The organism is Pseudomonas sp. LA5, assembly GCF_028640825.1.
Lineage (GTDB): Bacteria > Pseudomonadota > Gammaproteobacteria > Pseudomonadales > Pseudomonadaceae > Chryseomonas > Chryseomonas aestiva.
Genome location: NZ_JAQYZY010000018.1, coordinates 105,932 through 125,092, shown reverse-complemented (window position 1 = coordinate 125,092; position 19,161 = coordinate 105,932). Strand labels below are relative to the sequence as shown.

Genomic DNA, 19,161 nt, shown 5'->3' with positions numbered 1-19,161 from the left:
CCGGAATCAGCCGCGCACAGGCGCATAAGTCGCTATGTAAGGTTTGGTGCCATTGTCGTAGAACAGGTCGCCGTCGATACTTTTGTCGCCGGTCTTTTTAATCACTACATCAATACAACTTACCGGTGCCTGCTCGGGTTTTTCCAGGAAGACCCGGTAGAGAATGGCGTCTTCACCTTCATAGGTATTGGCGATGGCCGTGTAGGCATCGCTGGGTCCGCCTTTGTTTTTTTCATAATTCTGGGTGACGAAGACTTTCGGATCCTTCACCAGCGCTGCGTTATCACGCAGCACGGCAACCGGCGACAGGGTTACCAGATGGCCATTGACCAGACCCGCCCAGGCACGCCCGTTCATGCCTGGCAGGTATTCGCGCGTGGCGTGGTCAGACAGCGCAGCGCCTGTGGCGAAGCTTTTGACTTCGCCGCTGATGCGCGGGGCGTCCTGCTGACAGCTGCTCATGGGTACCTGGGCGTAGGCACTGGAGATCAGCGCGAATCCACCGCTTTTCGGACGCAGGGCCTGACCGAGCTTCCAGGCACCGCTATCAACCGGCTGACCGCCGAAGTCGATTTTTGCCAGGCTCTGTTTTGCCTGCCGAGGCGCCTCGGTATCAGCCGTCCTGGTCGCTTTCGAAGACGTCGTGGCAACAACCGGTTTTTTACCCTCGGGTTTGGCTACAGCTTCCGTGGCGGTGCCATGGGCCAGATACTTGGCATTGTTCTTTTCCGCGTTGATGCGCTTGACCAGCATCGCCTTGTCGTTCAACTCGACGATCTCGACGCGACGATTCTTGCCGCGCTCGAGCGGATCGCTGTTGTCGGCGATGGGGCGTGAGGCACCGGCGCCCTGGAAGTACATGCGATCTCGCGAAATGCCCTGCTCGACCAGAATGCTCGCCACCGCGCGCGCCCGCTGCTCCGACAATGCCTGATTGATGGCCGGTGTGCCGGTAGCGTCGGTATGGCCAACGATAAGAATGGGCGTGGCTTCCTTGCCCACATAGGCACTGGCCAACTTGCCGATCTTGCGGCGACCTTCGTCGTTGAGCTGGGCGCTCCCTATCGGGAACATGCCTTCATCGGCGATCTGGGCCACCAGACCCGCCTCTTGGGGCGCGGCCGAAGGCGTAGCAGCGGCGGTCTGCAACGTTTCCACCTGAAGCGGGATCTTCTCCTGCTCGGCGATCTGCTTGAGTCGCTCAAGACGATTCTTGTAGGCCAGGGCGGCGCCACAGCCAACCGAGGCGCCGACCACCGCCCCGGCGATCAGCGTTGCCCCATCGCCCTTGGCCAATGCAGCAGCGGCGACCCCGGTAGCGGCACCGAGAAAACCGCCGGCCAGGCAGTTGACGGTGCGACTTTGGCCGCTGGAAAAATTATCGACGGTGGCGCAGCCGGTAACGCCCAAGGAAATGGCTACGGCCAGCGCAGCGAGGCGTACTGGCCGGGAAGGAAGCAAAGAAGCCTGACTCACGTAAGTGACTCCTGGTTACTGGAGATAACGGATAACCAGGATGAAACGACCTATGATGTTTCATCCATGAAAACGGCGGGTGCTCTATCTAGCAGGATAGAAGCCTGGATTATATCCCGATATCAGGGATGGCAAGTGAAGCAGAAGTAGGCTCAATTGCAATGACAGCCAAACTTGGGTCAGTCTAATAATCTCACGGCAATATCATAACTAATGTTATTGCCGGCATAACTACTCCATCCAGGCTTCCCGCAGCCTGGCCAGCGCCTCGACGATCCGCGTCTCCGGCACCGCCGCGAAGCCCAGCACCAGTCCGGCGCGGGCGTCGGGCGGGGTCGGGCCCTCGGCCAGCCAGTAGCGCGACAGCGCATTGAGTTCCACCCCGACCGCGGCCGCCCGGGTCACCAGCTCGGCTTCGCGGGCCAGGTGGGTGACCGGCAGGCACAGATGCAGGCCGGCCACCGGGACGCCCGGCGGGGCGCAGCCGGCAACCGCTGGCCAGCCGGCCAGCAGGGCATCGCGGCGATTGCGCGCGGCCCGTCGCATGCGGCGGATGTGGCGCTGGAAGTGGCCCTGTTCGATGAAATCGGCCATGACCGTCTGGGTGGCGCTGTCGAGATGGCGGATGCCGGCCCGTTGCAGCTCCAGCAGCGCCGGCAGCAGCGCGGGCGGGGCCACCAGATAGCCCAGGCGCAGGCCGGGAAAGGCGATCTTGGAAAAGGTGCCGACATAGAGCACCCGACCGTGGCGATCCAAGGCGGCCAGGGGCGCCAGCGGCGCGCCCTGGTAGCGGTACTCGCCGTCGTAGTCGTCCTCGACGATCCAGCCGTCGGCCTGCCGCGCCCAGTCCAGCAGCGCCAGGCGGCGCGGCAGGGACAGTACCGCGCCGGTGGGATACTGGTGCGACGGGGTGACATAGACCAGCTGGCAGTCAGGCAGTCCTGCCAGCTGCTCCACCATCAGCCCGGCCCCATCCACCGCAACGCCCTGCAACCGCGCCCCGCCACTCTGCAAGGCCAGACCCGCGGCGCGATAGCCGGGATCCTCCATGGCCGCCCGGGCTCCGGGCGCCAGCAGCAACCGGGCGCAGAGTTCGATGGCCTGCTGGGCCCCGCTGGTGATGAGGATCTGCTCGGGTGCGCAGACCAGGCCCCGCGCCTGGCGCAGGTAGGCACAGAGCAGGCGGCGCAGCCGCGGTTCGCCGCCGGGTTCGCGATAGCCCAGCAGCGCCGGCTCCGGCTGGCGCCAGAAACGCTGTTGCAGCCGCGCCCAGGTGGCGAAGGGAAACAGATCCACCGCCGGCAGGCCGACCCGAAAGGCGCACGGTGCGCCGGGCGGCACACTGGCCGGGGGCACGGGTGTCGTCCTGGCCGTTGCTTCGGGAGCGGCCAGCGCCCGGGTGACGGGCGCGACATAGGTACCGTCACCCAGGCGACTGTCGAGAAAACCCTCGGCCAGGAGCTGCTCGTAGGCGGCGGTCACGGTATTGCGCGAGATCCCCAGCAACCGCGCCAGTTCACGACTGGCCGGCAGCCGTACCCCGGCGGCCAGCTCACCGGCCAGGATGCGCTCGCGCAGGCCCTGGTAGAGCTGGCGCGCCAGGCCCTGACCCGGCTCCAGCAACAGCCCCGACGGCTCGAATCCCAGCATGGATTGGCACCCTGAAAGTCATGGAAATTGGCTCTTACAGGGAGCCAAAGTCGACCTTAGCATGGCTGGACGTCGCTGGAGTTCCTGCCCATGTATCCCAATCCCGCCTTCTGTCTCGACGACCTGCCCAGGCTGCACCAGCACCTGCGCGATCACGCCCTGGCGCTGCTCATCAGCCAGACCGACGCCGGTCCGCTGGTCAGCCATCTGCCGCTCTGGCTGGCGCCCGACGAGGGTCCCTGTGGCACCCTCTACGGCCATCTGGCGCGCAGCAATCCCCAGGCCCAGGCGCTGGTCGAGGCAGGTCAGGTGCTGGCGGTGTTTCAGGGCCCCCAGGCCTACGTCAGCCCGGCCTTCTATCCCGGCAAGGCCGAACATGGCCGGGTGGTGCCGACCTGGAACTACCAGGCCGTGCACGCCCGCGGCAGCGTCGAGGTGTTCGATGACCCCGAGCGACTGCTACAGCTGCTGGAACGCCTCACCGACCAGCACGAAGCCGGGCGTGTCCGCCCCTGGCAGGTCGCGGATGCGCCCGCGGATTATGTCCAGGGCATGCTGCGCGCCATCCGCGGCCTGCGCCTGCCGCTGGACAGTCTCCAGGGCATCGCCAAGCTCAGCCAGAATCGCAACGCCGCCGATCGCGAAGGCGTCCGCCAGGGACTGGCCGCCAGCCTGGTACCCGGCGACCAGGCGCTGGCCGTCCTGATCCCCTCTCTCGCCTGACCCTGGAGCCACCCATGACCATCCGCCCCCTGAGCGAAGCCGATCACGCCGTCTGGCACGCGTTGTGGCAGGCCTACCTGGCCTTCTACGAGACCCGGCTGCCGGAAACCACCTATGCCCGCACCTGGCAACGGCTGCTTGACCCCGCCCAGCCCCTGCACGGCGCCCTGGCCTGGGACGGCGAGCGCCCCCTGGGCCTGGTGCACTTCATCTATCACCCGTCCTGCTGGACCGAAACCGACTACTGCTACCTGCAGGATCTCTATGTCGCCGAGGATTACCGCGGCGGCGGCCTGGGCCGCGCCCTGATCGAGCACGTCTATGCCCGCGCCGCAGCGGACGGCTGCGACCGGGTGCACTGGCTGACCCAGGAGACCAACTACCCGGGGCGTCAGCTCTATGATCGCATCGCCACCCGCTCCGGTTTCATCCAGTACCGCCACCTGCTGGGAGACAGACCATGACCCCTCTCGACTGGACCCCGGCCCTTCCGCCCCAGCCCCGCTTGCTGCAGGGTCGCCATGTACGCCTGGAACCCCTGAACCCTCAGCGCCACGGCGACGATCTCTGGGAGGCCCTGCACGACCAGGACCCGGCCCTGTGGGACTATCTGCCCTATGGCCCCTTCACCGAGCGGGCGGTCTTCGACAGCTGGCTGGCGGGCCTGGCCCAGGGGCGCGATCCCTTGTTCTACGTTGTGGTGGATCCCCACCATGGCCGCGCCCTGGGACAACTCAGCCTGATGAGCATCGTCCCCGAACACGGCAGCATCGAGATCGGCCATGTCGCCTTTGGCGGGCGCCTGCAGCGAACGCCCCTGGCCACCGAAGCCTTCTATCTGCTGATGCAGGAAGCCTTCGCCCTCGGCTATCGGCGCCTGGAGTGGAAGTGCGACGATGCCAATGCCCGCTCGAAACGCGCGGCCGAACGGCTGGGCATGCGCCATGAGGGGCTGTTCCGGCAGCACCGGGTGGTCAAGGGCCGCAACCGCGATACCGCCTGGTTCAGCCTGCTGGATCACGAATGGCCAACGGTGGACGCCGGCTTCCGGCACTGGCTGGCGGCGGAGAATTTCGACGCCGAAGGGCGCCAGCTCAGCGCCCTTGCTGTAAGCGCCGGACGGACCGGCTGACCCGTCACTCGCCGCGGATATAACCCTCCAGATGGCGAATCAGCTCCGCCTGCTGGACGGTGGTAGCCTTGACCAGATCGCCGATGGACAGCAGCCCGATCAGCTTGCCGTTGCCCATCACCGGCAGGTGGCGCAGGTGGTGGTCGGTCATCATCTGCATGCAGTCGCCCACGGTCTGCTGCGGCAGCACGATGATGACCGCCTCGGTCATGATCTCGCTGACCGGGGTCGCATAGGAGGAACGTCCCTGCAGGGCCACCTTGCGCGCATAGTCGCGCTCGCTGACGATGCCCACCAGCTCGCCGTCGCGCATCACCGGCAGCGCCCCGACGTTCTTTTCCGCCATCAGCCGCAGGGCGTCGAGCACCCAGGCGTCGGGGGCGATGGTGTAGACGTCCTGCTGGGTCTTCAGGGCGAGCAACTGGGCGACGGTTTTCATTGTGGTTCTCCTGAGGTGAGGCGAGCGTGACCGGAAACGCCTGGCAGGGCCGGTCAGCCGATTACATCAGGCCACCTGAACGCCCTTGTCGCCCGAACGACGTCGATCCCGCCACAGGCGCCATGCCAGGGCCAACAGGAAACCGGCCGTCAGCAACACCACCAGGGTGGGCGCCGGCGCGCTGTCCCAGACCAGGCTCAGCAGCACCCCGCCCAGGGCCGCCGTCACGGCCAGCGCCGTGGCCACCAGCAGCATCCAGCCAAAGGAGCGGGTCAGCAGGAAGGCGGTGGCGCCGGGGGCGATCAACAGCGCCACCACTGGCACCATGCCCACCGCCTGCAGGGCGCCGACCACGGTCAGGGCGATCAGGCCGAGCAGGCCGTAGTGCAGCAGCCCTACCCGCAGGCCCAGGGCCCGTGCCTGGGCCGCATCGAAGGCCAGCACCAGCAGGTCGCGCCAGCGACAGGCCAGCCCCAGCACCACCAGGGCGGCGATCACCGCCATCTGCCAGAAGGCCTCCGGGGTCACTCCCAGCAGATCGCCGAGCAGGATGTGGTCCAGGTGCAGCTCGGTGGGCAGCCGGGCGTGCAGCACCAGGCCCAGGCCGAACATGCCGGAGAAGACCACGCCCATGAGGGTGTCCTGCTTTACCCGGCTGTGGCGCTTGAGATAGCCGGTGGCCAGGGCGCAACCCAGTCCCGCGACAAAGGCGCCCGCCACCAGCGGCGCGCCCAGCGCCGACGCCAGCACCAGGCCGGGAAACACCGCGTGGGCAATGGCATCGCCCAGCAACGCCCAGCCCTTGAGCACCAGAAAGCAGGACAGCAGTGCCGCGGGCACCGCTACCAGCACGGCCATCAGCAGTGCCTGGCGCATGAAGTCGACTTCCAGGGTCAGCCACAGCCAGTCCATCAGCCCGCCTCCGCCGTCTGCCGCGCCCGCCGGCGGTTGGCCAGCAGGCCGTGACGCGGCGCCAGGACGAAGGCCAGCAGGAAGATCAGGGTCTGCAAGACCACCACGCAGCCACCGGTGGCGCCGTCGAGGAAGTAGCTTAAATAGGTGCCCAGCAGCCCGCTGCCGACGCCGATGGCGACGCTGATCAGCACCACCCGGGAGAAGCGGTCGCTGAGCAGATAGGCCGTCGCCCCCGGCGTCACCACCAGGGCGATGACCAGGAAGGCGCCCACCGTCTGCATCGCCGCCACGGTGCTCAGTGCCAGCAGGGTGAAGAACAGCAGTCGGTATGCCGTGGGATTGAGGCCGCAGGCACGCGCCTGGCCCTCGTCGAAGAACACCAGCAGCAGATCGCGCCACTTGAGCAGCAAAACCAGCAGGGAGAGGGTGGCGATGATCAGCAGCTGGCGACTGGCCTCGGGGGTGATGGCCAGGATGTTGCCGAAGACGATGGTCTGGATGTCCACCGCGACCGGCGCCAGCGAGACCAGGAACAACCCGCCGCCAAAGAAGGCGCTGAAGATCAGCCCGATGATGACGTCTTCCTTGAGCCGGGTGTATTGCCGCAGGCCGAGCATGGCCCCGGCCGCCGCGCCACCGGCGAGAAAGGCGCCGAGGGCCAGCGGCAGGCCGAGCAGATAGGCGCCGGCCACGCCGGGCACCACGGCATGGGACAGGGCATCGCCGATCAGCGACCAGCCCTTGAGCATCAGGTAGGCGGAAAGGAAGGCACACAGCCCGCCCACCAGCGCCGCCGCGCCCAGGGCGTTTCTCATGTAGCCGTAGGCCAGGGGTTCCAGCAGCCCGTCCATCAGGCACGCTCCCGGCGCCGCGGCGCCGCCTGGCCCGCCTCGAACAGGCGCAGCGCGCCGCCAAAGGTGCGTTCCAGATTCTCCCGGGTAAAGACCTCGGCCGTCGGTCCCTGGGCCAGCACGGTGCGATCGAGCAATACGGTGCGATCGCAGAAGCGCTCGATGCTGGCCAGGTCATGGGTCGACACCAGCATCGAGCGACCCTCGGCGCGCAGGGCCTGGAGCAATTCGATGATGGCGCGCTCGGAGGTGGCGTCCACCCCCGTGAAGGGTTCGTCCAGCAGGATCACCCGGCTGTCCTGGGCCAGGGCGCGCGCGAGGAAGACCCGCTTCTTCTGGCCGCCGGAGAGTTCGCCGATCTGCCGCTTGCGCAACTCGGTCAGCCCCACCCGCGCCAGGGCGGCATCCACCGCCTGATGATCGGCGGCGCGGGCCAGGCGCAGGAAATTCATGCGGCCATAGCGACCCATGAGCACCACGTCTTCCACCCGCACCGGAAAGTCCCAGTCCACGTCTTCGCTCTGGGGGACGTAGGCGACGAGGTTTCGCTTGAGCGCCTGGGCCACCGGCAGGTCATCGACCCGTACCTGGCCAGTGCGCAGGGGCACGAAACCCATGATCGCCTTGAACAGCGTCGACTTGCCGCTGCCATTGACGCCCACCAGGGCGGTGATGGAGCCGCCGGGTACCACCAGACTGGCGTCGCGCAGGGCGGTGTGGCCATTGCGATAGGTCACGCCGACCCCGTCGAGGGCGATCATGGCGCCAGCCCCTTGACCAGGGTTTCGGTGGTGACCCGCAGCAGGTCGAGATAGGTGGGCACCGGTCCCTCGGCGGCGCTCAGGGAATCCACATAGAGCACCCCACCGTAGCGGGCGCCGCTCTCCCGTGCCACCTGCTCGGCCGGGGCGGCGGAAACCGTGCTTTCGCTGAACACCGCCGGAATCCGCTCGGCGCGTACCGTCTCGATCACCCGGCGGACCTGCTGCGGCGTGCCCTGGGCATCGGCGTTGATCGGCCAGAGATAGAGCTCCCTGAGCCCCAGGTCGCGCGCCAGGTAGCTGAAGGCGCCCTCACTGGACACCAGCCAGCGTCGCTGTTCGGGAATCGCCTGCAGCTGCTGGCGCAGGGGTTCGAGGGTGGCGGTGATGCGCGTCTTGTAGGCCTCGGCGTTGCGCCGGTAGGTGTCGGCCTGGCCCGGGTCATGCGCCACCAGGGCATCGCGGATGTTGTCGACGTAGATCAGCGCTGCCCGGGGCGACATCCAGGCATGGGGATTGGGCTTGCCGGCATAGGGGCCCTGGGCGATGGCGATGGGCTCGACGCCCCGCGAGACCACCGCGCTGGGCACGTCCTTCATGCGGCTGAAGAAGCGCTCGAACCAGAGCTCCAGATTCAGGCCGTTCCACAGCACCAGCTGGGCATCGCGTGTCTTGAGCAGATCGCCCGGGGTGGGCTGGTAGTTGTGGATCTCGGCGCCGGGCTTGGTGATGGATTCCACCCGTGCGGCATCACCCGCCACATTGCGCGCCATGTCGGCGATCACCGTGAAGGTGGTGACTACCTTGAACGGCTCCGCGGCCTGGGCGGCGTTGCCCAGCAGCACTCCCAGCAGACCCGCCAGGGTCCAGCGTCTCGTCTTCTCCAGCATCCGGCCCGCCTCTCGGTGGTTATAGCCTTGGCTAAATTAGATAGCACAACCTATCAGAGGTGCAGGGAGACTTTGTAACCTGGGATGAGAAGGGTCCAGGACAGAGACGAACAGGACAAGGCACCTCGCTCAGCACATAGCGAAGGCGCCTATGAGGGCGGTAGAGGCGAGTGGCCCCTACCTGATCGGCAGGGATCAGTGCGCGGCGTGGACCGTCATGCCGCGAGAGCGCTCGGGCTGGGTCTCCAGTGGGCGACGTTCGGCGTGCCCGTCGAGCAGCTTGTCCAGCAGACCACGCAGGGCGCGTTTCTTGAGATCTTTCAGCATCGCGAATCCTCCCGGGATCGTTATAGCCTTGGCTATATTAAATAGCAGACCCTATCGAGAGGTGTTAGTGCTTTTTCTCAATCAGATAAATAGAGGCTCCCTAAACAGCAGGCGCTAGCGCGCTCGGGCGGGCCACAGGCGACGCCTGGTCGCCTTCTGCCACACGCGCATTCAGGCGGCGCCGGGCTTCCTGCGGCGCCAGGCCGGTCCAGCGCCGGAAGGCCCGACGGAAGTTGCGCAGATCGCCGAAGCCGGTCTGAAAGGCCACCTCGGCCAGGGTCAGGTCAGCCCGACCGAGCAGCGTCAGGGCCCGCTCGCGACGCGCTTCGTCAACCAGGGCCTGGTAGCGGGTACCCGCTGCCTCGAGTCGACGCCTTAGCGTACGCTCGCTGAGATTGAGCGGCGCGGCCAGTTGCGCCAGGGTCGGCGGCGCATCCAGCCGCTTGCGGATCTCGCGCTGCAAGCCCTCGACCAGATCCGTTCGTAGCGGATCGTGGCCGGCAGCTGCGCCCAGCAATTCGATCACCTCGGCGGCCACCGCATCGTCGCGGGTGGCGAGGGGCAGGCCCAGCCAGGCGGAGTCGAATTCAATGGCGGTCGTTGGTGCGGCAAAGCGCACCGGGCACTCGAACAAAGCCGGATAGCGCTCGCCATGCGGTGGAGTGGGATAGTCCAGGCTCAGCGCCCGCGGCGGCAGTCGGGTCCCGGCCAGATGCCGGGCGACGCTCAGCACGCTGGCCAGCCCCTCCTCCATGTAGAAGGCGGTCACCGCCGGCTCGTGGAAGCGTGGTGTCAGCACCAGTCGCACCGCCGAGCGCTCTTGCTCCAAGGCATAGTCGAGCATGGCACCGGCCTGCTGCTGATAGTGCAACCCCAGCTCCAGGGCCGCACCCAGCGTGGCGCAAGCCTGCATGCCGAGCCCGACCAGGCCGAGCGAGACGCTGGTCTGCCGGGCGCCCACGGCCAGGCCCAGGCCCTCGTCGCCCAGCTGCGCCAGGCAGCGCCTGACCAGCAGATAGCCCTGCCGGTGCGACAGTCGAAAGCCTGGTCGCTGCACATCGGCCGCCGTGAACCCCAGGCCGCGGCAAAGTCGCTCGACATCGCCCTGGCGTTCGGCCGCCACCCGCAGCAGCAGCCGCGACACCTGCGGCGGCGCCGAGGCACGGGAAAAGCGCGGATCGACGGGGTCTGGCATGACGACGCTCCACGGACGAGAACCTGCCTGGACGTTAACCCAGTGGCGACCAGGCGGACATCCCCTGGTAACGGCTGTCCGTTTCGGCCCCCCTCGCTGGCCACCGCCACCCTGCCGAGTCCCCTCGACCCGCCGCTAAGGTTGCCTCGACACCCATCCGTGGAGACCCGCATGAACGACAACCTTCCCTACCAGGATTGCGGCGAGCGCATCTGCATCGTCGGCGGCGGCCCCGGCGGCCTGTGCATGGCCCGTGCCCTCAAGCGCCGCGGCCTGGACTACGAGCAGTTCGAGCGCCACAGCGACTTCGGCGGCGTCTGGGACCTGGATAATCCCGGCACCCCCATGTACGAATCCGCCCACTTCATCTCGTCGCGGGACCTCTCGGGCTTTCTCGACTATCCGATGCCCGCCACCTTTCCCGACTATCCGGGCAATCGCCAGATCCTCGACTACCTGCGCGCCTTCGCCCGCACCTTCGGGCTCTACGCCCAGGCCCGCTTCAACACCGCCGTCGTACGGGTCGACCAGGATGCGGACGGCCGCTGGATCGTCACCCTCGACAGCGGTGAACGCCGCCGCTATCGGGCGCTGATCTGCGCCACCGGCTGCAACTGGGACCCCAACCTGCCGGAGATCCCGGGGCACTTCAGCGGCGAGATCCGCCATGCGGTCAGCTACCGGCGTGCGTCGGAGTTCCAGGGCAAGCGGGTACTGATCGTCGGCGCCGGCAACTCCGGGGCCGACATCGCCTGTGACGCCGCGGCCAACGCCGAGCGCGCCTTCATCAGCCTGAGGCGCGGCTATCACTTCATCCCCAAGCACCTCTTTGGCGTGCCGGCGGACGTCTTCGGCGAACGCGGTCCGCGCCTGCCGCTGTGGCTGGAGCGCCCATTGTTCCAAGGGCTGCTGCGCCTGCTGCAGGGCGACCTGACCCGCTTCGGACTGCCCAGGCCGGACCATCGCCTGTTCGAGAGCCATCTGCTGCTCAACAGCCAGCTGTTGCACCATCTGCAGCACGGCAACATCCAGGCGCGTCCGGACATCGCCCACTTCGAGGGCGACCAGGTGGTGTTTCGCGATGGCAGCCGGGAGAGTCTCGACCTGGTGCTCTATGCCACCGGCTATCGCTGGAGTTGCCGCTACGCCGCCGACTACTTCACCTGGCAGCACGGCCGGCCGCAGCTCTACCTGTCCATCTTCAGTCGCGAGCACCGCAACCTGTTCGGCATCGGCTACCTGGAAACCAATTCCAGTGCCTACAAGCTGTTCGATCAGGAAGCCCACCTGATCGCCTGCCACCTGGCCGACCAGCTGCAACGGCCGCACCAGGCGCGCGAGTTCCAGGCGCTGATCCAGCAGGACGATCCAGACCTCTCCGGCGGCATCCGCTTCGTCGACTCGCCGCGCCACGCCGTCTACCTGGAGGTGCACGCCCTGCAGACCTACCTGCGCCAGCTGCGCCGCCGGCTGGGCTGGAGCGACCTGACCCCGGGCTATTTCGATCCCCTGCGCCAGGCGCCCGAGCCGCTTCCGGCCAGCCTGGCCACCCCGTCCTGAGCGAGCCTGCCCATGAGCGACGTCATCCTGATCACCGGTGCCGCTGGCGGCATTGGTCAATGCCTGGCGCGGCAACTCAGCCGCCGGCCCGTCCAGTTGGTCCTGGTGGACCGCGACGCCAGGGGCCTGGCCGCCCTGCGCGCCGAACTGGGCGAAGCCACCCTGACCTACGCCGCCGATCTCTGCGACGAAGACCAGCTCGCCGCCCTGATCGACTTTGTCCAGCAGCGCTGCGGTCGCCTCGACGCCCTGGTCAACAACGCCGCCATCGTTCGCGTCGGCCCCCTGACCGAACGCAGTCCGGCCAGCATTCGCCAGGAGCTCGACATCAACCTGCTGGCGCCCCTGCTGCTCGCGCGCCTGGCCATCCCCCTGCTCAGGCGCTCGACCAATGCCCGGCTGGTCACCACCGTGTCCCTGGCGGGCATCTTTCCCACCCCGGAGAGCCCCGTCTATTGCGCCAGCAAGTTCGGCCTGCGCGGCGCCATGCTCGCCCTGGCCCAGGATCTCGCGCCCCAGGGCATCCGCGTCTGCTGTGTCCTGCCGTCGGCCACCGACACCCCGATGCTGCGCCACGAAGCCATCGCCGGCGGCAATGCCCTGCAATTCATGGATCCGCCCCAGTCGCCCGAGACGGTGGCGCGGCTGCTGGTCCGGGTGCTGGATCGACCGCGGCTGGAAAGCGCCCCGCGCGCCGGCGAACTCTGGCTGAGCCGGCTGGCGATGCTGGTCCCCGACCTGCTGCCGCGCGTCTTGCCGTTCTTTCAGCGTCGCGGCGAACGCGGTCTGCGCCGCTATCTCAGCGACCTGGAGCAGCGCGGCCTGGCCGAGCGCCACGAGGGCGCCTGGCGCCTGCGCCCGGACGACCGGCCCGACTAGCCCGCCGGCGGAAACAAAAAAAGGGGCCCGAGGGCCCCAAGGGAAATCGAAGTGATCTCAGCCTTCGATTTCGATCAACACCTCGCCCGGATTGACCCGGTCGCCCTTGGCCACCCGTACCGCGGTGACGGTGCCGGCGATGGGGGACTGGATCTCGGTTTCCATCTTCATGGCTTCGGTGACCAGCACGCCCTGCCCGGCCTTGACCTGATCACCCTCCTTGACCAGCACCTCGACGATGTTGCCCGGCATGGTGGTGCTGACGTCGCCCGGACGCTCCGCCTGACGGCGTCGTTGGCCGCCCTCGGCGACGAACTCACCGCTGGCTTCGAACACCACCTCTTCCGGCACCCCGTCGATGGACAGGTAGAAGTGCCGCTTGCCCTCGCTCTTGAGGCCGATACCGGTGATGTCCACCTGATAGGTCTCGCCATGCACGTCGACGCTGAACGCGGTCGGCACGCCCTGGCCACCCACCGCGGCCACGCCATCGGCCGACGGCATGGGCAGCAGGGCTTCCGGCACCAGGGTCCCGGCGGCGCGCTCCTCGAGGAACTTGCGCCCGATGTCGGGGAACATGGCGAAGGTCATCACGTCCTCTTCGCTCTTGGCCAGGTCGCCGATCTCGGCACGCAGTCGCGCCAGCTCGGGGCTGAGCAGATCGGCCGGACGCACCTCGATCACCTCTTCCTGGCCAATGGCCTGCTTGCGCAGCTGCTCGCAGATGGCGCCCGGTGCCTTGCCGTAGCGGCCCTGCAGATAGAGCTTCACCTCGTTGGTGATGGTCTTGTAGCGCTCGCCGGCCAGCACGTTGAAGAAGGCCTGGGTGCCGACGATCTGCGAGGTCGGGGTCACCAGGGGCGGGTAGCCCAGGTCCTTGCGTACCCGCGGGATCTCTTCCAGCACCTCGTTCATGCGATTGAGGGCGCCCTGCTCGCGCAACTGGTTGGCCAGGTTGGAGATCATGCCGCCCGGTACCTGGTTGACCTGTACCCGGGTGTCGACCCCGGTGAATTCACTCTCGAACTGGTGGTACTTCTTGCGCACCGCATGGAAGTACAGGCCGATCTCCTGCAGCAGTTCCAGGTTCAGGCCGGTGTCGTAGGGCGTGTCGCGCAGGGCCGCGACCATGGACTCGGTCCCCGGGTGGCTGGTGCCCCAGGCCAGGCTGGAGATCGCCGTGTCGATGCGATCGGCGCCGTTTTCCACCGCCTTGAGCTGGCACATGGCGGCCACCCCGGCGGTGTCGTGGGAGTGCACCACCACGTCCAGGCTCAGGGCCGCCTTGAGCGCCTTGACCAGTTCGCCGGTGGCATAGGGCGTCAGCAGACCGGCCATGTCCTTGATGGCGATGGAGTCCACGCCCAGGTCGGCCATGCGCCGCGCCTGCTCGACGAAGGCCGCCACCGTGTGCACCGGGCTGGTGGTGTAGCAGAGGGTGCCCTGGGCATGCTTGCCGCTGGCCTTGACCGCGCGGATGGCGGTTTCCAGGTTACGCACATCGTTCATGGCATCGAAGATGCGGAAGACGTCGGTGCCATTGGCCGCGGCGCGCTCGACGAAGGCCTCGACCACGTCATCGCTGTAGTGCCGGTAGCCGAGCAGGTTCTGGCCGCGCAGCAGCATCTGGAGCCGGGTGTTGGGCAGGGCCTGGCGCAACTGGCGCAGGCGCTCCCAGGGATCTTCCTTGAGGAAGCGCACGCAGGCGTCGAAGGTGGCGCCGCCCCAGACTTCCAGCGACCAGTAGCCGACCTGGTCGAGCTTGGCGCAGATCGGCAGCATGTCTTCGGTGCGCATGCGGGTCGCCAGCAGCGATTGGTGGGCGTCGCGCAGGATGGTGTCGGTGATCTGGATGCTTTTCATTGTTCTGTCGTCCTTACAGACCGGCGTGGGCGGCGATGGCGGCGGCGATGGCGATGGCCAGGTGCGTCGGGTTGCGCTTGATCGAGTACTGGGTCAGCTCCGGATGGCTTTCCACGAAGCTGGTGTTGAAGCGCCCGCTGCGAAATTCCGGATCGCGCAGGATGGCCTGGTAATAGGGCGCGGTGGTCTTCACCCCCTGCACGCGCATGTCGTCCAGCGCGCGCAGGCCGCGATCCATGGCCTCTTCCCAGGTCAGCGCCCAGACGATCAGCTTGAGGCACATGGAGTCGTAGTACGGCGGGATCACGTAGCCGGTGTAGATGGCCGTGTCGGTGCGCACCCCCGGTCCCCCCGGCGCGTAGTAGCGGGTGATCTTGCCGAAGCTCGGCAGGAAGTTGTTCTTCGGGTCCTCGGCATTGATGCGGAACTGCAGGGCGAAACCGCGGTGCAGGACGTCTTCCTGGGCGAAGGACAGCGGCAGCCCCGAGGCGATGCGGATCTGCTCGCGAACGATGTCGATGCCGGTGATTTCCTCGGTGATGGTGTGCTCCACCTGCACCCGGGTGTTCATCTCCATGAAATACACCTCGCCCTCGGCGAGCAGGAATTCCACGGTACCGGCGTTCTCGTAACCCACCGCCTTGGCCGCGCGTACCGCCAGGTCGCCGATATAGGCGCGCTGCTCGGGGGTCAGCTGAGGGCTGGGCGCGATCTCGATCAGCTTCTGGTTGCGCCGCTGGATGGAGCAGTCACGCTCGAACAGGTGCACGGTATTGCCGTGGCTATCGGCGAGGATCTGCGCCTCGATGTGCTTGGGATTGACGATGCACTTCTCGAGAAACACCTCGGCCGAGCCAAAGGCCTTGGTCGCCTCGGAGATCACCCGCGGATAGGCCTGCTCCAGTTCCTCGCGGGAGTTGCAGCGGCGGATACCGCGACCGCCGCCGCCGGAGGTAGCCTTGAGCATCACCGGGTAACCGATACGATCGCCTTCGCGCAGGGCCTCGGCGATGTCCGCCACGTTGCCCTCGGTGCCAGGGGTGCAGGGCACGCCGGCGGCGATCATGCTGCGCCGCGCCTCGGTCTTGTCGCCCATGCGGCGGATGACCTCGGCGGACGGTCCGATGAAGCGAATGCCGCGCTGGGCGCAGATTTCCGCCAGTTCGGCATTCTCGGAAAGGAAGCCGTAACCGGGATGCAAGGCATCGCAGCCGGTTTCCACGGCAAGGTTCACCAGCTTGCGCGGATTGAGATAACCCTCCAGCGGATCGCTGCCGATCCCATGGGCTTCGTCGGCACGTTTCACGTGGAGCGCTTGGCGATCGGCGTCGGAGTAGACCGCCACCGAGCGAATGCCCATCTCGGCACAGGCACGCACGATGCGCACGGCGATCTCGCCCCGATTGGCGATAAGTATCTTCTTGATCACACCTGGCTCCTTGTCTGCTGCAGCGTGCAGCCGCTTGTTATTGCCGGTGACCTGAAGCTACGCCAGGGCTTCTCTTATGGAAAATAAATAATTGTTGGATACTCCATAAGTCATTCCTTATGGATCTCGCCGATGCCTATGCGCAAGCCATTGATGCGACTCACCTTTCGCCAGTTGCAGGTGTTCGAGGCCGTCTGCGAGGCTCGCTCCTACAGCCGGGCGGCCGACATCATGGCGCTGACCCAGCCGGCGGTGAGCCTGCAGGTGCGTCAGCTCGAAGAGGTGGTGGGCGCACCGCTGTTCAACTACCTCAATCGCACCCTCTACCTCACCGAGGCGGGCGAGGCCCTGCGCCAGACCGGTCGCGATCTCTTCGCCCGGCTGGGCAGCCTGGACATGCAGCTGTCGAATCTGCGCGGCGCCCTGCACGGCCAGCTGCGCCTGGGAGTGGAAAGCAGTGCCCAGTACCTGGCGCCGCACCTGTTCAGCCAGTTCCGCAGCAGCCATCCCCAGGTCGACCTGGCGCTGACCGTGGGCAACCATGCCCGGGTGTTGCGTCGATTGACGGAGAATCGCGAAGACGTGGCACTGATGTCCGGGGTGCCGAGCAACGCGGACCTGGATTTCCTGCCACTGCTGGACAATGCCATCGTCGCCGTGGCGCGTCCCGGCCATGCCCTGGCCGAACGCAACGGCCTCAGCCTGCGCGACCTGACGGCCTATCCGCTGCTGGTGCGCGAGATCGGCTCCGGCACGCGCCAGGCCTGCGAGGACTATCTCAAGCAGAAGCGCGCGCACTTCGCCGAACAGCTGGAGATCGGTGCCTTCGAAGCGCAACGCGAGGCGGTCCGCGCCGGACTCGGGCTGGCGCTGCTGCCGCGCCAGGCCATTCGCAGCGATCTCGCCGCCGGCAGCCTGGTCGAGCTGGACGTCGCCGAGCTGCCGTTGCGCCGGTCCTGGTGCGTGGTCCAGGTACGCGGCAAGCCGCTGTCGCCAGTGGCCCAGGCCTTCGTCGACTATCTGCGCGGCCAGCGCAGCCTGATCAATGCGTTAGGTATTGCCCTGGAGCCTGCTGCCGGCGCTGGGCCTGGCGTTCGTCCAGCAGCTGATTGAGAAACAGCAGTTCATCGAGTTCCACGGCAAGCCGCTGTTCTTCGGCTCGGGCCTCGATGGCACGGCGGAATTTCATCCGCCGTTGATCCTGTAGCTTTCTGCGAGTCTTGCTGTCGAGACGAACGCTGGATTGCTGGATGAGAGCGGTCATGCCAATTCCTCCGGGCTGGGATCGGAATGGGCAGCTTCACCCCATCAGGTGACGGTTTGGCGACAGCGAGACGACTATTGGGTGTCGCTGTGCTTGGTCGACTTCGACGACAGCCGCAGACTGCGCAGGCTGCGCTTCACGCTCTTGAGATGCTCGACCAGCGCCGGACCACGGGACATGGCCACGCCCATGGCCAGCACATCGATCACCACCAGGTGGGCGATGCGCGAAGTCAGGGGCACATAGATGTCGGTGTCTTCATGCACGTCGATGGCGATGTTGACCGTGGACAGGTCGGCCAGCGGCGTCTGTCCCGGGCAGATGGTGATCAGCGCGGCGCCGTTGTCGCGCACCAGATTGGCGGTGATCAGCAGGTCCTTGGAACGCCCCGACTGGGAGATGCAGATGGCGGCGTCGGACGGCGTCAGGGTCGCCGCCGACATGGCCTGCATGTGCGGATCGGAATAGGCGGTGGCGCTGAGCTGCAGGCGAAAGAACTTGTGCTGGGCGTCGTTGGCCACCGAACCCGAGGCGCCGAAGCCGTAGAACATCACCCGCTGGGCCTTGGCGATCGCCTCGATGGCCGTTTCCAGCGCCCGCATGTCCAGGCGCTCGCGCACGTCCATGAGGGTGTGCAGGGTGGTGTCGAAGATCTTCAGGCTGAAGTCTTCCACCGCGTCGTTCTCGTGGATGGCGAACTGGCCGAAACTGGCCCCCGCCGCCAGGCTCTGCGCCAGGCGCAGCTTGAGATCCTGGAAGCCATCGCAACCGATGGCCCGGCAGAAACGCACGATGGTGGGCTCGCTCACGCCAACGTTGTGGGCGAGATCGGCCATGGAGCTGTGCATGACGGCAGCCGGATCCACCATGACCTGCTCGGCGACCTTGAGCTCCGACTTGCGCAGCAGGTGGCGGGATTGAGCAATGTGTTGCATGAGGTTCACAGGCGTATCTCGTCTAGCGGGCGGATGTAGTGCGTCGCACTTATACTACATAACGGTCGCCAAGGCTCTTGGTCATTACGATTCAGCAGGGTCTTTTTCGCCCTCCCGCCAGCACCAGGTAGTCGCCCGGACAGGCAACTACCTGAGCCCTAGCAGCTTTCGAACCGCTCTGCGCAAGGCCTTGCGCAGATTCCCGAGCAGTGGCGCACAGTAGTCCGGCCCATGTCTTGTAGTCCTTTTACAAGTCACTGATCAGAAAGGACTTTTCGGTTATGGCACGGCCCTTGTTAAGACCTGGTACCCGGGCCATGAAGCCCTATCACCAGGCAAGGAGAGCACCATGCCAACCCCCGCGTATCTGTCCCTCGAAGGCACCAAGCAAGGCCTGATCACCGCCGGCACCTTTACCGAAGACTCGGTCGGCAACATCTTCCAGGAAGGCCACGAAGACCAGATCCTGGTCCAGGCCTTCAATCACCAGGTGATCATTCCCCGCGATCCCCAGTCGGGTCAGCCCACCGGCCAGCGCGTGCACAAGCCGCTGATGATCACCAAGGTCTTCGACAAGGCCTCGCCGCTGATCTTCAACGCCCTCACCTCCGGCGAACGCCTCGGCAAGTGCCGCCTGGAGTGGTACCGCACCTCGGCCACCGGCACCCAGGAGCACTACTTCACCATCGAGCTGGAGGACGCCATCATCGTCGATGTCCAGTCGCGCATGCCCAACTGCCAGGACCCGAGCATGGCGCACTTCACCCACCTGGAAGACGTCTACTTCACCTACCGCAAGATCGTCTGGACCCACGAGGTCTCCGGCACCTCCGGTTCCGATGACTGGCGCTCGCCGATCGCCGCCTGACGCG

Annotated in this window: 20 protein-coding genes; 7 read left to right on the top strand and 13 right to left on the bottom strand. The window is 66.7% G+C overall.

Annotated elements, in window-relative coordinates; genetic code table 11:
* Positions 1 to 6 precede the first annotated feature (6 nt).
* Both PVZ72_RS01200 and pdxR read right to left on the bottom strand, forming a co-directional pair.
* Positions 7 to 1,476: an OmpA family protein gene (locus PVZ72_RS01200; protein WP_273861000.1), complete on the bottom strand. Its 1,470-nt coding sequence runs from the start codon at positions 1,474 to 1,476 to the stop codon at positions 7 to 9.
* A 231-nt stretch (positions 1,477 to 1,707) separates the two neighbouring features.
* Positions 1,708 to 3,126, bottom strand: a complete 1,419-nt coding sequence (gene pdxR, locus PVZ72_RS01195; RefSeq protein WP_273860999.1) for a MocR-like pyridoxine biosynthesis transcription factor PdxR — start codon at positions 3,124 to 3,126, stop codon at positions 1,708 to 1,710.
* A gap of 90 nt (positions 3,127 to 3,216) precedes the next feature.
* Here pdxR and PVZ72_RS01190 point away from each other — a divergent pair, with 90 nt between their 5' ends.
* Genes PVZ72_RS01190 through PVZ72_RS01180 form a run of 3 tightly spaced genes read left to right on the top strand, consistent with a single transcriptional unit; the run spans position 3,217 to position 4,981 of the window.
* A complete protein-coding gene (locus PVZ72_RS01190) occupies positions 3,217 to 3,849 on the top strand; it encodes an FMN-binding negative transcriptional regulator (protein WP_273860998.1) in 633 nt (210 codons plus the stop codon).
* 14 nt (positions 3,850 to 3,863) lie between these two features.
* Positions 3,864 to 4,313 (top strand): GNAT family N-acetyltransferase, encoded by a 450-nt coding sequence (locus PVZ72_RS01185; RefSeq protein WP_187980734.1) that lies wholly within the window; start codon positions 3,864 to 3,866, stop codon positions 4,311 to 4,313.
* Complete coding sequence (locus tag PVZ72_RS01180; RefSeq protein ID WP_273860997.1) at positions 4,310 to 4,981, top strand: GNAT family N-acetyltransferase; 672 nt, start codon at positions 4,310 to 4,312, stop codon at positions 4,979 to 4,981. The genes PVZ72_RS01185 and PVZ72_RS01180 overlap by 4 nt, the downstream gene beginning before the upstream one ends.
* Positions 4,982 to 4,985: 4 nt before the next feature.
* Here PVZ72_RS01180 and PVZ72_RS01175 read toward each other — a convergent pair whose 3' ends face one another.
* The 7 genes from PVZ72_RS01175 to PVZ72_RS01145 all read right to left on the bottom strand — a co-directional run bounded on the left by PVZ72_RS01175 (position 4,986) and on the right by PVZ72_RS01145 (position 10,359).
* Complete coding sequence (locus PVZ72_RS01175; protein ID WP_007160094.1) at positions 4,986 to 5,420, bottom strand: CBS domain-containing protein; 435 nt, start codon at positions 5,418 to 5,420, stop codon at positions 4,986 to 4,988.
* A 66-nt stretch (positions 5,421 to 5,486) separates the two neighbouring features.
* Entirely contained in the window at positions 5,487 to 6,332 is an 846-nt protein-coding gene (locus PVZ72_RS01170) for a metal ABC transporter permease (RefSeq protein ID WP_187980736.1), read from the bottom strand.
* The gene (locus PVZ72_RS01165) at positions 6,332 to 7,186 is read right to left on the bottom strand and encodes a metal ABC transporter permease (protein ID WP_273860996.1); all 855 of its coding nucleotides are present in this window, start codon (positions 7,184 to 7,186) and stop codon (positions 6,332 to 6,334) included. Before PVZ72_RS01165 ends, PVZ72_RS01170 begins: the two co-directional genes overlap by 1 nt.
* Positions 7,186 to 7,947, bottom strand: a complete 762-nt coding sequence (locus tag PVZ72_RS01160; protein WP_273860995.1) for a metal ABC transporter ATP-binding protein — start codon at positions 7,945 to 7,947, stop codon at positions 7,186 to 7,188. The genes PVZ72_RS01165 and PVZ72_RS01160 overlap by 1 nt, the downstream gene beginning before the upstream one ends.
* Positions 7,944 to 8,837 (bottom strand): metal ABC transporter substrate-binding protein, encoded by an 894-nt coding sequence (locus tag PVZ72_RS01155; protein WP_273860994.1) that lies wholly within the window; start codon positions 8,835 to 8,837, stop codon positions 7,944 to 7,946. The genes PVZ72_RS01160 and PVZ72_RS01155 overlap by 4 nt, the downstream gene beginning before the upstream one ends.
* Positions 8,838 to 9,032: 195 nt before the next feature.
* Positions 9,033 to 9,164 carry a hypothetical protein gene (locus PVZ72_RS01150; protein WP_256664437.1) on the bottom strand — a complete coding sequence of 44 codons (132 nt, stop codon included), beginning with the start codon at positions 9,162 to 9,164 and terminating at the stop codon, positions 9,033 to 9,035.
* Between the two features lie 100 nt (positions 9,165 to 9,264).
* Positions 9,265 to 10,359, bottom strand: coding sequence for an AraC family transcriptional regulator (locus tag PVZ72_RS01145; RefSeq protein WP_273860993.1), 1,095 nt, complete (start codon positions 10,357 to 10,359; stop codon positions 9,265 to 9,267).
* Between the two features lie 171 nt (positions 10,360 to 10,530).
* Between PVZ72_RS01145 and PVZ72_RS01140 the strand changes: the two genes are divergently transcribed.
* Both PVZ72_RS01140 and PVZ72_RS01135 read left to right on the top strand, forming a co-directional pair.
* Positions 10,531 to 11,919: a flavin-containing monooxygenase gene (locus PVZ72_RS01140; RefSeq protein ID WP_273860992.1), complete on the top strand. Its 1,389-nt coding sequence runs from the start codon at positions 10,531 to 10,533 to the stop codon at positions 11,917 to 11,919.
* Positions 11,920 to 11,931: 12 nt separating this feature from the next.
* Entirely contained in the window at positions 11,932 to 12,798 is an 867-nt protein-coding gene (locus PVZ72_RS01135; protein ID WP_273860991.1) for an SDR family NAD(P)-dependent oxidoreductase, read from the top strand.
* Positions 12,799 to 12,855: 57 nt separating this feature from the next.
* On the opposite strand, the gene oadA is transcribed toward PVZ72_RS01135, so the two are convergent.
* Both oadA and PVZ72_RS01125 read right to left on the bottom strand, forming a co-directional pair.
* Positions 12,856 to 14,661 (bottom strand): sodium-extruding oxaloacetate decarboxylase subunit alpha, encoded by a 1,806-nt coding sequence (oadA, locus tag PVZ72_RS01130; protein ID WP_273860990.1) that lies wholly within the window; start codon positions 14,659 to 14,661, stop codon positions 12,856 to 12,858.
* 13 nt (positions 14,662 to 14,674) lie between these two features.
* Positions 14,675 to 16,090, bottom strand: a complete 1,416-nt coding sequence (locus PVZ72_RS01125) for an acetyl-CoA carboxylase biotin carboxylase subunit (RefSeq protein WP_158890719.1) — start codon at positions 16,088 to 16,090, stop codon at positions 14,675 to 14,677.
* A gap of 138 nt (positions 16,091 to 16,228) precedes the next feature.
* On the opposite strand from PVZ72_RS01125, the gene PVZ72_RS01120 reads away from it, so the two are divergent.
* Positions 16,229 to 17,203, top strand: coding sequence for a LysR family transcriptional regulator (locus tag PVZ72_RS01120; protein WP_273861104.1), 975 nt, complete (start codon positions 16,229 to 16,231; stop codon positions 17,201 to 17,203).
* On the opposite strand, the gene PVZ72_RS01115 is transcribed toward PVZ72_RS01120, so the two are convergent.
* Positions 17,133 to 17,354: a PA3496 family putative envelope integrity protein gene (locus tag PVZ72_RS01115; RefSeq protein WP_081594569.1), complete on the bottom strand. Its 222-nt coding sequence runs from the start codon at positions 17,352 to 17,354 to the stop codon at positions 17,133 to 17,135. The two genes, PVZ72_RS01120 and PVZ72_RS01115, sit on opposite strands and share 71 nt — an antisense overlap.
* A 74-nt stretch (positions 17,355 to 17,428) precedes the next feature.
* Positions 17,429 to 18,298 (bottom strand): transcriptional regulator HexR, encoded by an 870-nt coding sequence (hexR, locus tag PVZ72_RS01110; protein WP_017639169.1) that lies wholly within the window; start codon positions 18,296 to 18,298, stop codon positions 17,429 to 17,431.
* 340 nt (positions 18,299 to 18,638) lie between these two features.
* Here hexR and PVZ72_RS01105 point away from each other — a divergent pair, with 340 nt between their 5' ends.
* Positions 18,639 to 19,157, top strand: a complete 519-nt coding sequence (locus tag PVZ72_RS01105) for an Hcp family type VI secretion system effector (RefSeq protein WP_017639168.1) — start codon at positions 18,639 to 18,641, stop codon at positions 19,155 to 19,157.
* Positions 19,158 to 19,161 lie beyond the last annotated feature (4 nt).

Coding starts and splice junctions, on each gene's coding strand:
- PVZ72_RS01120 (WP_273861104.1), top strand. CDS start 16,229: ATGCGCAAGCCATTGATGCGACTCACCTTTCGCCAGTTGCAGGTGTTC.
- PVZ72_RS01170 (WP_187980736.1), bottom strand. CDS start 6,332: ATGGACTGGCTGTGGCTGACCCTGGAAGTCGACTTCATGCGCCAGGCA.
- PVZ72_RS01180 (WP_273860997.1), top strand. CDS start 4,310: ATGACCCCTCTCGACTGGACCCCGGCCCTTCCGCCCCAGCCCCGCTTG.
- PVZ72_RS01190 (WP_273860998.1), top strand. CDS start 3,217: ATGTATCCCAATCCCGCCTTCTGTCTCGACGACCTGCCCAGGCTGCAC.
- PVZ72_RS01140 (WP_273860992.1), top strand. CDS start 10,531: ATGAACGACAACCTTCCCTACCAGGATTGCGGCGAGCGCATCTGCATC.
- PVZ72_RS01145 (WP_273860993.1), bottom strand. CDS start 10,359: ATGCCAGACCCCGTCGATCCGCGCTTTTCCCGTGCCTCGGCGCCGCCG.
- PVZ72_RS01175 (WP_007160094.1), bottom strand. CDS start 5,420: ATGAAAACCGTCGCCCAGTTGCTCGCCCTGAAGACCCAGCAGGACGTC.
- PVZ72_RS01155 (WP_273860994.1), bottom strand. CDS start 8,837: ATGCTGGAGAAGACGAGACGCTGGACCCTGGCGGGTCTGCTGGGAGTG.
- PVZ72_RS01185 (WP_187980734.1), top strand. CDS start 3,864: ATGACCATCCGCCCCCTGAGCGAAGCCGATCACGCCGTCTGGCACGCG.
- pdxR (WP_273860999.1), bottom strand. CDS start 3,126: ATGCTGGGATTCGAGCCGTCGGGGCTGTTGCTGGAGCCGGGTCAGGGC.
- PVZ72_RS01115 (WP_081594569.1), bottom strand. CDS start 17,354: ATGACCGCTCTCATCCAGCAATCCAGCGTTCGTCTCGACAGCAAGACT.
- oadA (WP_273860990.1), bottom strand. CDS start 14,661: ATGAAAAGCATCCAGATCACCGACACCATCCTGCGCGACGCCCACCAA.
- PVZ72_RS01160 (WP_273860995.1), bottom strand. CDS start 7,947: ATGATCGCCCTCGACGGGGTCGGCGTGACCTATCGCAATGGCCACACC.
- PVZ72_RS01150 (WP_256664437.1), bottom strand. CDS start 9,164: ATGCTGAAAGATCTCAAGAAACGCGCCCTGCGTGGTCTGCTGGACAAG.
- PVZ72_RS01105 (WP_017639168.1), top strand. CDS start 18,639: ATGCCAACCCCCGCGTATCTGTCCCTCGAAGGCACCAAGCAAGGCCTG.
- PVZ72_RS01135 (WP_273860991.1), top strand. CDS start 11,932: ATGAGCGACGTCATCCTGATCACCGGTGCCGCTGGCGGCATTGGTCAA.
- PVZ72_RS01165 (WP_273860996.1), bottom strand. CDS start 7,186: ATGGACGGGCTGCTGGAACCCCTGGCCTACGGCTACATGAGAAACGCC.